5 protein-coding genes are annotated in these 15,539 nt (G+C 71.7%); 2 read left to right on the forward strand and 3 right to left on the reverse strand.

The window, feature by feature from the left end:
* Window positions 1-20: 20 nt before the first annotated feature.
* On the reverse strand, window positions 21-10,787 hold the full coding sequence (locus tag ACIBNE_RS25255) for an amino acid adenylation domain-containing protein (RefSeq protein ID WP_399275180.1): 10,767 nt from the start codon (window positions 10,785-10,787) through the stop codon (window positions 21-23).
* A 438-nt stretch (window positions 10,788-11,225) separates the two neighbouring features.
* Window positions 11,226-12,623: an NAD(P)-binding domain-containing protein gene (locus ACIBNE_RS25260; protein WP_399275182.1), complete on the reverse strand. Its 1,398-nt coding sequence runs from the start codon at window positions 12,621-12,623 to the stop codon at window positions 11,226-11,228.
* Between the two features lie 164 nt (window positions 12,624-12,787).
* On the opposite strand from ACIBNE_RS25260, the gene ACIBNE_RS25265 reads away from it, so the two are divergent.
* Complete coding sequence (locus ACIBNE_RS25265) at window positions 12,788-13,153, forward strand: ArsR/SmtB family transcription factor (protein ID WP_399275184.1); 366 nt, start codon at window positions 12,788-12,790, stop codon at window positions 13,151-13,153.
* 400 nt (window positions 13,154-13,553) lie between these two features.
* On the opposite strand, the gene ACIBNE_RS25270 is transcribed toward ACIBNE_RS25265, so the two are convergent.
* Window positions 13,554-13,883 (reverse strand): ArsR/SmtB family transcription factor, encoded by a 330-nt coding sequence (locus tag ACIBNE_RS25270; protein ID WP_399275186.1) that lies wholly within the window; start codon window positions 13,881-13,883, stop codon window positions 13,554-13,556.
* A 401-nt stretch (window positions 13,884-14,284) separates the two neighbouring features.
* Here ACIBNE_RS25270 and ACIBNE_RS25275 point away from each other — a divergent pair, with 401 nt between their 5' ends.
* A complete protein-coding gene (locus ACIBNE_RS25275; RefSeq protein ID WP_399275188.1) occupies window positions 14,285-15,409 on the forward strand; it encodes a permease in 1,125 nt (374 codons plus the stop codon).
* Window positions 15,410-15,539: the final 130 nt, after the last annotated feature.

A 15,539-nucleotide genomic window follows, 5' to 3' on the forward strand; every position in this document is an offset into this window, starting at 1 on the left:
AGTCCCTTCGAAGGCCGCGATCAGATCGCGAGCGCGGTCAGCTCTGCGATGCGGGCGCGCAGCCGCTCCAGTTCGACGTCCGGCGCCGCCGCCGGTTCCTGGACGTCGGCGGGTACGGCGTCCGGCGGCGCGTCCGTGGGGAGGACGACCTCGTCGTCGCCCAGGACGATGCCCCGGTTGTTGAGCGCGGGACTGAACTTCATCAACGTCAGCCTGCCGACCGGCCCGGCGCACAGTCGTTCGATCGCCGCCGTCAGCTCGTCCGGCTGGATGAGCGGCGCCTGCGCTCCGACCACCGCGCCCGGCTCTCCCCCGGTGGGTGCGTTGTTGAAGCAGTAGCCCAGGTTCAGCACCTTGCCGACAGCGCCGTAGCGGCGCCGCACCGTCAGTGCGAACGAATCGAGGAACGTGCAGGCGGCCGCGTAGTTCGCCTGTTTGATGGCCTTGAGGTAGGAGTTGATCGAGGACAGGAACAGGGCGAAGTCGAGCGATTCACCGCCGAACACCTGCATGCACCGGACGCTCGCGTCGACCTTGCCGCGCAGCACGTCCTCGAACTGCGCCTCGCTCATCCGGGCCAGGCTCGCCCCCGAGAACACCAGGCCCGAGTGGATGACGCCGTGCACCGCGCCGAACCGTCGTACGATCTCGTCCTTCGCCGCGCGCAGGGACGCCAGGTCGGTGGCGTCGGCCCGCAGGTACAGCGGCGCGGGCCCGTCCGTGCCGGTCGCCCGAGCGATGGCGTCATCGACCCGCGCGTCCTGCGGCCTGCGTCCGAGCCACACCACCTGGGCCCGGTACCGGCGGATCACGTACTCGCTGATGACCGTGCCGAGGGCGCCCGCCCCGCCGATGATGACGTACGTGCCGCCCTGCCGCAGCCGGGACGTCGTCGGCGAGCCCGGCCGAACGGTCATCAGCCGCTGCCCGTGCCACCGGCCGTCGCGGTGGATCAGCAGGTTGCCGTCCGGGTCGGCCGGCAGGTCGAGCACCGCCGCGAGAGAAGGCGCGTCATGGTCCTGGACGTCCGCCACCCGCACCCGCCAGTTCGGGTACTCCTTCGCGGTCGCCCCCGCCAGACCGGCGACACCGGCGTGCGCCGGGTCGACGTCCTCGGCCTCGTGGACGGCGTGCGCCCGCTCGGTGATCAGGGTCAGGCCGAGCGGACGATCGCCGTACCCCGCGGCCAGAAGGGCCTTCACCGTGCGGAAGGCGTGCAGCGGGCCGTCGGACTGGCCCTCGACGACGCTCGCGCCGGACCGGTCGTCCTCTGCTCCCGGCGCCACCCAGATCAGATGGTCGAGGTCCGGGACCGACCGGAGGGAGGTCTCCAGGTCGTCGTGCGCACTCCGCGCCGGGTCCGCGATCACGTGCGCGCCGGGATGGCGCGCGACGAGGACGTCCCGCGCCCGCCCCGGGGACGCGATGATGCCCACCGATTCGGAACTCCGCGGCCACGTCGTGGATTCCGTCCGTTGAACGGAATCCCAGACCGGCAGCAGCGTGACGGCGCTGTCCGGCGTCCGCTCGGTCCGACGGCCCGCGATGCCCCGCAGGCGCAGGCACACCGTGCCGTCGCCGGTCGCGAGGTCGATGTCGATCCGGTCCGCGCCGCGCGCGTCCTCGGCACGGCGGATCAGGGCCCACATCGTGGTCGCGCCGGGGGCGAGGACTTCGGCCGACTTGATGCCGAACACCAACCCGACCCGCTCGTCGGCGTCGAGCAGTCGCATGCACTGCATCGCCGAGTCCACCAGCGCCGGGTGCGGGACGGGGCCGTCCGCGGCTTCCGACGCGGTGCTGGGCAGCCGCAGTTCGGCGAGCACCGCGCCGTCGCCGCGGTGCACCGCCACGACCCCCTGGAACGTGGGGCCGTAGGCGATGCCGCGCTCCCGCCACTCGGCGTAGAACCGCTGGGGGTCGAATTCCGCGGGCCGCAAGTCCCGGAGCAGCGCGGGCAGATCGAGCGCCTGAGCGGACGTCTGCTCCGCGGCGGACACCTCGCCTTGGCAATGGAGTACGGGCTCGTCCTCGGCGGACTCCGTGGAGGAGACCGTGAACCGGGTGACGGCGCCGTCCGTGCGAAGGGCCACCCGCAGCGCGCGCGGCGCCCCGGACACCGAGAGGGGTCGCAGGAAGGCGATGTCGCGCAGGTGAACCGCGCCGCTCGTGGTCCGCCTCGCCGCTGCCGCGGCCCACTGGAGGTACATGGACCCCGGGGCGATCCCGGTTCCCCGCACCTGGTGTTGACGCAGGTAGAACTCGTCGCCGGTGAGGACTCCCCCGGCGCGCTGCGGCCGGTCGTCCGTCTGCGGCAGATCGTCCGCCCGCGGCCCTTCGTCCGCCGCCGCGCGGACCGGCAGGCCGTAGTGTTCCCGCTCGAAGGGGTAGCCGGGCAGCGGAACGCGGCGGTAGCGGCTGTCGCGGAACAACCCGGCGAAGTCCAGTGCCTCACCGTCGAGGAACTGCCGGGCGAGTGCCCGCAAACCGGAGTCCGCGTGCGGTCCGAAGTCCGTGCTCCACACCGGAACGTCCTGCCCGGAGAGCCAGGAGGCGCACTGGCCCTCCAGGTCCGCGATGTCCCTGACCACGCTCGCCCATCGGTGCCGCAGGTGCCTGCGGCCGAGCAGAAGGGTGTGGCTCACGTCGCCGACATCGAGGTCCGGGTGCTCACCGCAGTGGCGCGCGAGCCGGACCACCTGTTCGCGCAAGGCCTGTTCCGTCGCAGCCGACAGCACGATCAACCGGGCCCCGTCCCGCCTGCTCCACGGTGGCGCGGGCTGCTTCGACGGCTGCTCGACGACAGCGTGGGCGTTGGTTCCGCTCGCGCCGAGCGACGTGATCGCGGCGCGCCGCTTGCCGCCTTCGGGCACGGCCCACCGCCGGGGCTCCGTGTGCACGTAGAACGGGCTGCCTGCCAGCGTGACGCTGGAGTTCGTCTCCGTGTGGTGGGGCAGACCGGGGATCACCTCGTGCCTCATCGCCAGCAGTGTCCTGATGACGCCGATCACGCCGGCCGCTGCCTGCGCGTGGCCGATGGAGGCCTTCGACGAGCCGAGCGAGCAGAACCGCTCGGCGTCCGTGAAGCCGCGGAACGCGCGGTCGAGCGCCCGGAATTCCACCGGATCGCCGAGCTTGGTTCCGGTGCCGTGTGCCTCGACCAGCCCGATCCCCGCGGGGTCGATGTCGAAGTCCCGGTAGATCTGCCGGATCAGCCGTTCCTGGGAGGTCCCGTTCGGCGCGGCGATCCCGTTCGTGGTGCCGTTGTGGTTGATCCCGATCCCGCTGATCACGCCGTGGATGTGGTCCCCGTCCGCCTCGGCGTCCGAGAGCCGTTTGAGGACCAGCGCACCGACTCCCTCGGCGGGCACGAATCCGTCGGCCGCCTGGTCGAACGAACGGCACCGGCCCGTCGGGGAGAGCATCCCGGCCCGCGACGCCGCCAGATACAGCCGCGGCGAGTTCTGGACGTAGACCCCGCCCGCTATCGCCGTGGTGACCTCGCCCGCCCACAGTGCCTGGCACGCCAGGTAGAGGGAGACCAGCGAGCTGGAGCACGCCGTGTCGACCGCGATCGCCGGCCCGTGCAGGTCCAGGTAGTACGCGATGCGGGACGGCACGAGCGAGTTCATGTTGCCCCACAGCGCCTGGCCCGGGTAGTCGGCCGGCCCCGTCAGGTCCAGGTAGTCGCCCGCCGCGCAGCCCACGTAGATGCCGCACCGGTCCCGGTCGAGCGACTCGCCCGCGTGGCCCGCGTCCTCCAGCGCCCGCCACGCTTCCTGGAGGAACAGCCGCTGCTGCGGCTCCATGTAGACGGCCTCCGCACCGGAGATCCCGAAGAAGAGCGGGTCGAACTCCTCGACGCCGTCCAGGAGACCGCCGTCCAGGCACGCGCTGCCCAGCGACGCGAGGTCCCAGCGGGACACCTTCGATACGGCGTCGCGGCCGGAGGCCAGCAGGTCCCAGAACTCGTCGGTGTCCCGGGCGCCGGGGAACCGGCCGCTCATGCCGACGATCGCGACGGGCTCCCGGCCACCGCCCGACGGCCCGGACACCGCGGCCTGCCCGGACGGCCCGAACGCCTCGGACGGCTCCATTACCGCAGCCTGCCCGGACGGCTCGAATACCGCGGACGGCCCGGCCACCTCGGCCGACCCGGACACCTCAGAAAGCCCGGACACCGCAGCCGGGCCGGACACCGCGGCCCCGAGGGCGGCGCCTGCCTCCTCGACGATGAAACTCGTCAGCCGCCTGATCGACGGATTCTCGAACAGCACGCTCGGATCGAGGTCGGTGCTCAGCGACTCGTTGAGCCGCTGCACCAGGGAGACGCCGGTGAGCGAGTCCAGTCCGTAGTCGGCGAAGGGCTTGTCGGCCGCGAGTTCGTCCGCGGTCAGCTTCAGCGTCTCCGCGAGGATCCGCTCGACGGACGCGCGGACGTGTTCCTCGACCGAGGTCGAACCGGGCGCGGCGGGACGCGGCTCCCGGCGCGGAACGAGCGAACCGGCGCGCGCCAGCAGCACCTGCTGGCCCAGGTCCCGGGCGGGCTCCGCCAGCAGTTCGACCGTGTCGAACCCGCACTCCCGCAGCACTTCGCGCCACGAGTTCGAGGACAGCGCCGGTCCGCCCTCGATACGCTTTCCGTCCGTGAACCGCCACCACCCTTCGAGGAGCCCGAAGGTCAGGTGCGACCACCAGTCGTTGCGGGCGAGTTCGTTGAGCACGAGGACTCCGCCGGGCCGCAGCAGTGCCCTGGCGTGCCGCACCGACCGCACGATGTCCTCGGTGGCGTGCAGGACGTTGTTGGCGATGACGATGTCGTAGGCGCCCACGGCAAGGCCCTGTGCGCCGGGCTCCCGCTCCACGTCGAAGGTCGTGAAGGACACGTACGGCACGTCACCGGCGAAGCGCCGCTCCGCGTCGATGAGGAACGCCTTCGAAACGTCCGTGTAGCGGTACTCGGCGATTCCGCGGCCCTTCAGCCGGGCGAAGACGCGCTCGCTGGTGCTGCCGGTGCCCGCTCCGATCTCCAGCAGCCGGATCCCGTCGCGGCGTGCGTCGACCTCCGCGCGCACCGCGCCGGCCGTCACGTCGTTGAAGTAGTCGGCCGTCGCGTTCCCCCGGTACGCCGGTTCGACCAGCTCGAACGAACCGCCCGGGAACATGACAGCGGTGGCCTTCGTCCGCCCGGACAGGATCGCGGGCAAGGCCTCGACCATGCGCTCGGTCAGGCCGGTCTTGGCCGCCAGCTCCGGATCTCCGGCACGGCCGTCCTTCCACGCACGCCAGCCGCGCCACGCCTGTTCGAGACCCGGCGCGCCCTTCCTCGGCGCCACGGATCCGCCCTCGCGCACGAGTTCCCCGTGGCGCAGCAGCACGGTCACCGTGTGGTCGAGCCACTGGGCGAAGGACGGCGTGGCCCTCTGCCCGATCAGGTCGCGACGAACGGGCTCGTCGAAGAGGCCCGCCGCCACGAGCTGCGCGAGCACGAGCGGGCGCGAGAGGCTGTCCATCTCGTCCGTGGCGGACGTGCGACCTGACAGGAACGCATCGACGCTCTCGGGCGCGGCCGCGGCCACGAGCAACGCCGCCGCGTCGAGCGGGACGGCGGCCCGGGGAACCGGCGCCGCCCCGGCAGTCGGCCAGTACCGTTTCGCGGCGAACGGATACGTCGGCAGGCTCACCCGTACCGGCGGATTCGCGCCGTGGTAGGCGTGCCACTCGACGTCGACGCCGTTGACCCACAGGGGCGCGACCTTGTCCCACTCCCCGCGTTCGAGCCACCCGGCGACCAGGTCCCGCAGTTCCCCGGGGCGGTCGAAGAGGCCGAGCAGCTCGTCTTCGGGCCGTCGGGCCGTACCTTCGAACACCGTTCCGCGCGCCCGGCGCTCGACGTAGCCCTGAAGGCTCGTGATCAGCCCGTCGACGTCGTTCACGACGAAGACCACTCGTTCGGCCATCGCCCGCCGCCCGACCTGCAGCGTGTACGCGAGCGACGCCAGATCGCCGTGCGCGTCCCGGTATCCCGGCAGGAACTCCAGAAGCTGCCGCGCGAGGACGCCGAGCCGCTCCCCGTCGCGGGCCGAGAGGACCACCGCCTGGGGGCCGGGGCGGCCGGCGGCCCGCGCACCGGTCGGCGCCTGTTCCAGTACCGCGTGCACGTTGGTGCCGCCGATGCCGAACGAGCTCAGTCCCGCCCTCGCGGGCTCGTCGCCGTCCAGCGGCAGGTTCCGGTCGGCCACGAAGAACGGCGACTCGTCCCAGTCGATCTCCGGGCTCGGCACGTCGCAGTGCAGGGTCCGCGGCACCTCCCCGTGTCGCAGGGACAGGGCCACCTTGATGAGGCCCGCGATCCCCGCGGCCGCGTCCAGGTGGCCGAGGTTGCTCTTGACCGAGCCGATGCCGCAGTACTGGCTGCGTGCCGTGTAGTGGCGGTACGCCTCGGTCAGAGCCGCGACCTCGATGGGATCGCCGAGCCTCGTGCCCGTGCCGTGCGCTTCGACGTAGCGAATCGTCGACGGGTCGGTGCCCGCCTTGTCCAGCGCCTTGCGGATCACCTCGGCCTGGCCGCGCACACCGGGCGCGTAGAACCCCGCCTTGTCGCCGCCGTCGTTGTTCACCGCGATGCCGCGGATCAGGCAGTAGACGTGGTCGCCCGCGGCGATCGCCTCACTGGCGCGCTTGAGGACGACCACGCCGACGCCTTCGCCGCCGGACATGCCGTCGGCGCCGTCGGCGAACGCGCGGCTGCGCCCGTCGCTTGAGAAGTTCAGGCCCGGCTGGTGCACGTATCCCAGTTCCCCCGCGGAGAACAGGCTGGCCGCGCCGACGATCGCCTGGTCGGCATCGCCTGCCAGGAGTCCCTGGCAGGCGACGTGCACCGCGCTCAGCGCCGAAGAGCAGTTGGTGCTCACCGCCATGCTGGGGCCGTGCAGGCCCAGCTTCGTGGAAATCATCGTGGGCACCGTGCCGCCTTGGGCGAACAGCCACGCGGCGTAGGTCTCCGAGCTCGCCAGGACCCGCGGGCCCGACGCGTTCGCCATCAGGGCCGGGAGCAGGGCCTGGTAGAAGTTCGTGCTCGTGGACGTGGTGACGCTGGTCTCGGGGACGTCCTCCGGGCGGTAGCCGGCGTCCTCCAGGGCCTGCCAGGCGTGTTGCAGCAGCAGGCGCGCCTGTGGGTCCATGAACTCGGCGTCGCGGGGGGAGATGTCGAAGAACGCCGCGTCGAACTCCGCCCTGCCGTCCACGACCGACCGCTGCGGCACGTATCCGGGTCGGGCGATCAGCTCCTCCGGCACTCCGAGTGCGCGCAGTTCCTCGACCGACCACGACGTGCCGCCGCCGCGCCCCTCGACGAGCGCGGACCAGAACGCGCGGTGGTCCATGGCTCCCGGGAACCGGCAGGAGATGCCGATCACCGCGATCGAGTCGTCGAGCGAGGTGTCGTCGGCCGCCGGAGCGGCACGGCGCGGAGCGGGCCGCCGCTCGGGCTCGGCCGGGCGCGCCGCGGGTGCCTGCTCGGCGGGCAGCAGCCCCGTCAGGTGTCGGGCCATCGCGGCGACGGACGGGTGGGCGAACATGCTGGTGGGTCGCAGCGCGCAGCCGAACTCGCGGTTGATCCGCGCCACCGCTTCGATGGCCGCGAACGAGTCTCCGCCGATGTCGAAGAAGCCCGCAGCACGATCGACGTCACGCGAGCCGAGCACCTCTTCGAAGATCCCGCGCACGGTCCTTTCGATGTCGAGCGCGTCCACCGGGCTGTCGGCGGCCGGGCGCGGCTCCGTCCGGGCGGCCCCGGTCAGCTTCGCCCGGTCGACCTTGCCGTGCGCCGTGAGCGGAAAGGCGTCGAGGGCCACGAACGCGGCGGGCAGCATGTAGGCGGGGAGCGTCTTGGCGAGGTCCGCGCGCAGCAGCGCGGTGTCGACAGGTCCGTCGCCGTTCCCTGTGTAGTAGGCCGTGAGCCGGTCCGAGAGGCCGGCGTGTTCGATCAGGACGACGCTTCGGCCGATCTGCGGGTGGGCATCGAGCACCGCCTCGATCTCGCCTAGTTCGATGCGGTGGCCGCGTAGTTTGACCTGGTTGTCCATCCGGCCCAGGACGACGATCTCGCCGTTCGGCAGTCGGCGCGCGCGGTCTCCGGTCCGGTACAGCCGTCCGGGCGCGAACGGGTTGTCCGGGAAGCGCTCGGCGGTCAGCTCCGGCTTCCGGTGGTAGCCCAGGGCGAGCCCGTCGCCCGCGATGTGAAGCTCGCCGGTCACGCCGACAGGCAGGGGGCTCAGGTTCTGGTCGAGGACGTACAGCCGGGTGTTCGCGATGGGGCCGCCGATGGTCACCGGCTCCTCACGGCTCAGCCGCTTGGCCGCTGACCAGATGGTCGTCTCCGTGGGCCCGTACAGGTTCCAGGCCTCGCCGCGCGCCACGAGTTGGTCCTTCAGCCCGTCGGGCAACGCCTCGCCGCCGCACAACACCTTGACGCCCTCGGTGTTCTGCCACCCGACGCGCACCAGCATGGCCCAGGTCGCCGGAGTGGCCTGCATGACGGTGGGCCGCCAGTCGGCGACCTTCTCGGCCAGCAAGGTGGCGTCGGCGGTCGTGGTCTCGTCGCAGACGTAGACCTGACCGCCGGTGATCAGCGGGAGGTAGAGCTCCAGGGCGGCGATGTCGAAGCTGTGCGTGGTGACGGCCAACAGCCGGTCGTGGGACGACGCTCCCAGCGTGTCCGCCATGGACAGCAGGAAATTGGTCAGCGCCGCGTGCGGCACCACGACGCCCTTGGGCTTCCCCGTACTGCCCGAGGTGTAGATGACGTAGGCGACTTGAGGCGTAGAGGCTCGTGCGTCCGGTGCGTCGGCGGCCGTCTCCCCCGCCGCAGTCCCTGTCTCTGCCTCTGCCTCTGCCTCTGCCTCTGCCTCTGCCTCTGCCTGGGTGACCTGATCATCATGGTGGTCCGTCGCGTACAGCCGCGCCGTCCGCGTCCCCACGGCGGCCAGCCTGTCCATCACCGCCTCGTGGCAGATGACGAGTTGGGCGCCGCTGTCCTCGACCATGTAGGAGAGGCGTTCGGCCGGCAGCCGGCTGTCCAGGGGCAGGTACGCCGCGCCGAGTCGCATGACGGCGAGGAGGGCCACGACGAGGTCGAGCGACCGTTCGTAGCAGACTCCTACGACGTCCCCGGGGCCGACGCCCCGGCGCGTCAGTTTCCGCGCCAACGCCGAGCTGCGGTCCGCGAGTTCGCGGTAGGTGAGGGTCTGCTCCCCGCAGGTGACCGCCGGGGCGTCCGGGTGCGCCTCCGCCTGTTCCGCGAAGAGGTCCCAGCACGTCCGGTGCGCGGGAAAGTCGACCTCGGTGCGGTTCCACGCCTCGATGACGAGGCGCCGTTCCTCGTCGTCGAGCAGGTTGAGCCCGCCCATGGGCGACTGCCCGTCCGAGTCGAGGATGCTGTCCACCAGGGTGGCGAAGTGTTCCGCCATGCCCGCGACGGCGCGGGCCGAGAAGGCGTCGGGGTGGTATTTCCAGTTCACCAGGAACCCGTCACCGGGAGCCACGTCCACCGTGAGGTCGTACTCGCCCAACTGGTACAGCCCGTCGACGAGTTCGAAGTCCGTCTCGCCGGTGGTACGGGCCCGCTCGCCCAGGTGTCCGGAGAGGGCGGAGTCCTGGTAGTTGTACACGACCTGGTAGAGGGGCGACCGCGGGTTCGCGCCCCGGGCGCCGAGATCGCGCACGATCCGGTGGAACGGGTAGGAGCCGTGCTCCAGCACTTCGAGCACCGTGGACTGTACGCGCCGGGCGAACGAGGTGAACTCCTCGGAGGCGTTCGGCCTGCTCCGGACGGGCAGCGTGTTGACGAAGCAGCCGACGACCGGGTCGAAGCGTTCCGTCGGGCGCCCCGCCACCGGCATCCCGACGACGAGGTCCTCGCTTCCGGTGTACCGGTGCAGCAGAGTCAGGAAGGCCGCCAGGAAGAAGATCCCCGGGCCGATCTCGTGCGAAGCGGTGAAGGCCGCGATGGCGGCGGCCCGCTCTTCCGGCAACCGGCTGGTGTGCACCTCGCCCACATGAGGCGCGTCCGGTGCCAGGGCCACCTGCGAGGGTAACCCCGTGAGGACGTCCGCCCCGGCGAGCTCCCGCACCCAGAACTCGCGGTCCTCCTGGGCGCGTTCACCGGCGAGCGCGGCCCGCTCCCACGCGACGAACTCGCCGAACGAGGCGGAGCCCACCTCGATCGGCACCTCCCGCCCCTCGGCCCGCGCCCGGTACGAACCGAACAGCGTGTCGATGACGAGACGCCCCGACACTCCGTCGATCACGAGGTGGTGGACGACCAGCAGGACGTACGCCTCGGACGCGGACCGACGCAGGACAGCCAACCTGGCCAAGGGGTCACCGGCCAGGTCGAACGGCCGCCTCGCCCTCTCCCGCAAGAAGTCCAGCACTCGGCCGGACGGCACATCGGAGATGTCCACTTGCTCGACGTGGAAACCGTCGGCGTCCTTGTGGGACAGGACCGGCCCGTCGTCCGTCTCGCGCACCGTGGCCGCGAGGAGCGGGTGCCGGGAGAGCGTGTCGCGGAACGCGGCCTGGAGCGTCGCGGTGTCGACGTCCGCGAACGAAAAGCACACGGGGACGTTGTACGCGTACGTCTCCGGCTCCAGCTTGGCGTGTGCCCACAGGCCGCGCTGCCCCTCGGACAGGGGAACGTCCACGCGCCTGTCCAGCTCGGCCAGCACCTCCGTCGTCGACAACTCGCCGTCGGCATACATACGGGCCAGTGCACGAAGGCTCATGACTGACTCCTTCCTGCCACGCCACCCGGGCATGACGCTGCGGCGGAAGATCGCGAGCGAACGCGAGGGCCCTGCCCGAGCCCGCACGCGGTGGGATTCCCGTTGCCGCGGCGGGGGCACGGGGCGAGGCGGGCACGGATCCGGGCGAACTCGCGGTCCCACTGCCGACGGCAGGGTCGCGCATCGGTGAACTCGGCACGGTCCACCGTTCCGCCCTTGGCGTCGGCCGACCCCGGAAGGTCGGTCGAACGCGACATCACGGCCGGATGATCAAGGCCTGCGCATAACGGCGAGCAGCAGGCGCCCACGGATGTGGCCGTCGGTGTCATAACGATCAGTATGGCCTGCGGAACGTTGCATGCTCATACGTTTGTTCCACTGTGGGGTACATCACTTTTCGGCCAGCGAGGAGTAGGTGCCGCGTACCGCAACCACGGGTCAACGAGCGGCGGTGACCGGTCCGTTCGGCCTGTCGTCGGCGGTGGCCGCCGGGGCGTCGGCGCCGGTCTGGAGTGCGGCCGGGGCCGCGCAGCAGCCCGAGCCGTCAGCCGCGGTGTCGGCGGGCAGGTCGAAGAGGCCTGCGCCGCCGCAGACGCCGGTCTCGGGCAGGACGAGTTCGACGCGCTCGGCGGACTCGCGGTCTCCCGCGAGGGCGGCGACGACCGAGCGGACCTGCTCGTAGCCGGTGAGGGCGAGGAAGGAGGGTGCGCGGCCGTAGGACTTCGTCCCCACCAGGTACACACCCTCCTCCGGGTGTGCCAGTTCTTTCACACCGTGCGGGTAGACGGTGCCGCAGGAGTGCTGGTTGGGGTCGATGAGCGGTGCCAGTGCGACGGGCGCCTGGAGCCGTTCGTCGAGGCCCAGGCGCAGTTCGTCGAGGAAGGTCAGGTCGGGGCGGAAGCCGGTCAGGACGACGACCTCGTCGACCGGGTCGAGTCGGCGGCCGTCCTCGGCGACCAGGACCAGCTTCTCGCCGTCGCGCTCGATCGCGTCCGTACGGAATCCGGTGACCGCCTCGGCGTGCCCCTCGTCGACCGCCGCCTTCGCCGCGAGGCCGAGTGTGCCGCGCGCGGGGAGCTGGTCGGCGCCGCCCCCGCCGAAGGTGGCTCCCGAGATGCCCCGGCGCAGGATCCACACGGCGCGGGTGCCGCTTCCGTCCGCGGACGTGGCGAGGGAGGCCAGGGAGGCGAGCGCGGTGAAGGCGGAGGCGCCGGAGCCGATGACCGCGGTGCGCCTGCCCGCGTACCTGGCCCGCACGACCGGGTCCTTCAGGTCGGGGACGCGGTAGGAGATCCGGTCGGCGGCGGCGCGCTCACCCAGGGCCGGAAGGCCGTCGCCCCCGGCCGGGCCCGGGGTGGACCACGTACCGGAGGCGTCGATCACGGCCTGGGCGTGGACGCACCCCTCCCGGCCGTCGTCGTACCGGACGTGGACGGTGAAGGGCTGCCGCTCGCGGTCCGCGTCGACGACGCGGTCGCGTCCGGTGCGGGAGACGCCGGTGACCCGGGCGCCGAGCCTGACCCTGTCGCCGAGCACGTCCGCGAGCGGCTGGAGGTAGCCGTCCGCCCAGTCGCCGCCGGTCGGGTACGTCTCCGCGTCGGGCTTCACCCAGCCCGTCGGCGCCAGCAGCTTCTCGGCGATCGGGTCGACGACCTCGCCCCAGGCGGAGAAGAGCCGCACGTGGGACCACTCCCGCACGGCCGCTCCCGCCCGGGGTCCGGCCTCCAGGACCAGCGGTTCCAGCCCCCGGTCGACGAGGTGCGCGGCGGCGGCCAGGCCTGCGGGCCCTGCTCCGACGACCACGACGGGCAGCTGGGCGGTGGTGGTGGCGCTCACGGCTCTTCTCCTCTTGATTCGACGTTTGTCGATTTCCTGCGGCCTCAGCATGACACCTGCTTCGACAGCCGTCAACATAGACATTCATCTAATCAGAGCATCGCCAGGAAGGTGCCCCACGCCCACTCCTGGGCGCCTGGTTCGACATGTGTCAACATAGATACATGTCGAATGTGAGGGTGTTGCCGTTGCTGGGGCCCGAGACGGAGCCGTGCTGCCCGCCCCTGAACGAGCGGCCGTTGACGGCGGAGGAGGCGGAGCGGACCGCCGTCATGTTCAAGGCGCTCGGCGATCCGGTCCGGCTGCGGCTCTTCTCCGCCGTCGCCTCGCACGCGGGCGGCGAGGCGTGCGTCTGCGACATCTCCGATGTCGGCGTCTCCCAGCCCACGGTTTCCCACCACCTGAAGAAGCTCAAGGAGGCCGGACTGCTCTCCTCGGAGCGGCGCGGCACCTGGGTCTACTACCGCGTCGAGCCCGCTGTCCTCGCGGCCATGGGAGCGCTCCTCACCCAGGCGGCGGCCTCGGCCTGACCGGCCACAGGGGCGCCGGGGCGGCGCGAGGTGCCGGGGTCAGGAGATCCGGGCCACCGGTGAGGCCGCTCCCTTGCCCGATTTCCCGGTTGCCCGATTTCTCGGTGGCGACGAGAAACGCCCCCGGTGACGCCGGGCGCCGGGCGGCCGCACACCCGGGTGCCGCGCCGCCCGGAGGAGACGCCGGCGTCGGCCGTATCGCGAACGCACGCCTCGCCGCTGGGGCGCGCGGCCACTCCGAACGGGAGGTGGAGCCGGACGGGGTCGGCCAGCGCCTTGAACATTGCCGCCATGGCCGCGCCGCCCCTCCGGGACGGCGCGGCGGTCATGACGGGTGGTCAGCAGGATGCGGGCGGCCCACCGGCCGCGCGGGATGTCGGCCCGACCAAGGGGCCGGCCCTCACTCCGCGGACCGGGGACGGCCCATGACGGCGTCGGCAGCACTGGGGAAACACGCCACGCACGCGACGTTGATGGAGTAGAGCATCGACGTCCCTTGGCGCTCGCGCAGGACGAACCGGACATCGGCCAGCAGCTTCAGATGGTGGGACACCGTCGACTGCCCGACGCCCATCCGGTCCACGATCTCTCCGACGTTCATCGGACCGGGCGCCAGCGCGAGGAGATTGAGGATCTGCACGCGGGTGGGGTCGGAGAGGGCCTTGAACCAGGTCGCGTAGGACTCGGCCGTACTCCGGTCAATCAGCTGGGCATTCATCGTACCGCTCATGATTCATCGATGTTATTCGATAACTGCCCGCGAGGGCAAGGCTCCCCCCGGGCAAGACGGGCCCCCGCGGGGCCACCTCCGACCACCCGTCCTCCCACCCGCGCCGGACGCGAACGACGCGCACAGCGGCCCGACCGCCGCCCTCCCCCGGACACCATCGACGCCACCTGGGCACACGTACACCACCTGACACGCGCCTGCCCCCGGGGGCGGAAACCGGTGCGCCGGGGCGCACCGGAGTGCCTCGATCCCATTGCCGGGCATTCGCTTAATCGTCTATCATCGATGTTCGATAAAAGGGGTGGCGTTCGAGCCTTCCCCGCGCGGCTCGCCACGTCCCCCGTACGCCCCCGTCACGGCGCCGCTCCCCTCATGTGCCACCGTCTCAGAGAGGTTCACCTGTGGACGAATTGCGGGCCCTTGGCCTGTTCATCCTGCTTGAGGTGCTGCACTACCTCCCATGGTTCCTGATCGCCATCGTCCTGGGGATCGCCGTACAGCGTCTGTCGATCGACGTGGTCGCGCGCCGTAGCTTCGCCCAGGGGCGCAGGGGCGTTCTCGGTATCGCCGTCGTCACGGCCGTCGGAGCGTTCAGCCCGTTCTGTTCCTTCACCGTGATCCCGCTGATCCGCCGGTTCCTGATAGCCGGCGTCCCGCTCTCGGCGGTCATGTCGTTCTGGATCGCCTCCCCTTCCATGGACCCGGAGATCTACGCGCTCTCCGCCGCCCAGCTCGGGCTCCCCGTCGCCACCGCCCGCCTCGTCGGTGCCCTGGTGCTGAGCTTCGGCGCGGGCCTCCTCGTCCTGGTGCTCGAACGGCGGGGCCGGTTCGCCGATCCGCTGCTCGACTCCACCAAGGCGAAGGCACCCGCGAAGAGTTGCTCCCAGCAGGCGGTGACCGTCCCCGAGCCCTCTTGCTCCACGGCGAAGGCGGCCGTTCCCGAGACCGTGGCGGTGGGCGGCGCAGGCAGCGATGGGGGAACGGCAGGGGGAGAGGGGGGATACGGGGGTGTCCAGGAGCCCGCGCCCGAGACCGGCGGCTGCTCCGCCGCGGCGCGCGACGACGCCGAGGACGACGGCACTCCCTGGCGCGTGCTCGTCCGGCATGACGTCAAGAACCTCCGCGCCGGTGAGATCCTCAAGGAGGTCGTCGGCGACACCCTGGCCCTGGGCAAGTGGCTGCTGCTGGCCATCACCCTCGAAGCACTGATCGTCCGTTACGTGTCCACCGATTTCGTATCGGGCGTCCTCGGCACGGACGGCATCCTCTCCGTCCTGGTCGCCGGGCTCATCAGCGTCCCGCTATACCTCAACGGCGTCGGTGCCATCCCGGTCGTCGAGGGCCTGCTGGACCAGGGAATGGCGGCCGCGGCGGGTGTCACCTTCCTGCTGGGCGGTGCCATCACCACGATTCCGGCGATGGTCGCCGTCAAGAGCGTCGTCAAGGCGAAGGTCTTCGCCTTCTACCTCGGCGTCGGCCTCATCGGCAGCGTGGGCATCGGCCTCGCCACGCTGCCCCTGCTCTGATCCACAGACCTCCCCCCCCGTACGCGCTCCCGCGGCGGCCCGTGCCGCCGCGGGAGCGCCGCAGTCCGGTGGTCGAATGACGGGGGCCGGTCGGACACCGTGCCGCAGGAGTCGACGTGTCCGCGTGCGG

The sequence above is a fragment of the Streptomyces sp. NPDC050504 genome (assembly GCF_044458065.1).
GTDB lineage: Bacteria > Actinomycetota > Actinomycetes > Streptomycetales > Streptomycetaceae > Streptomyces.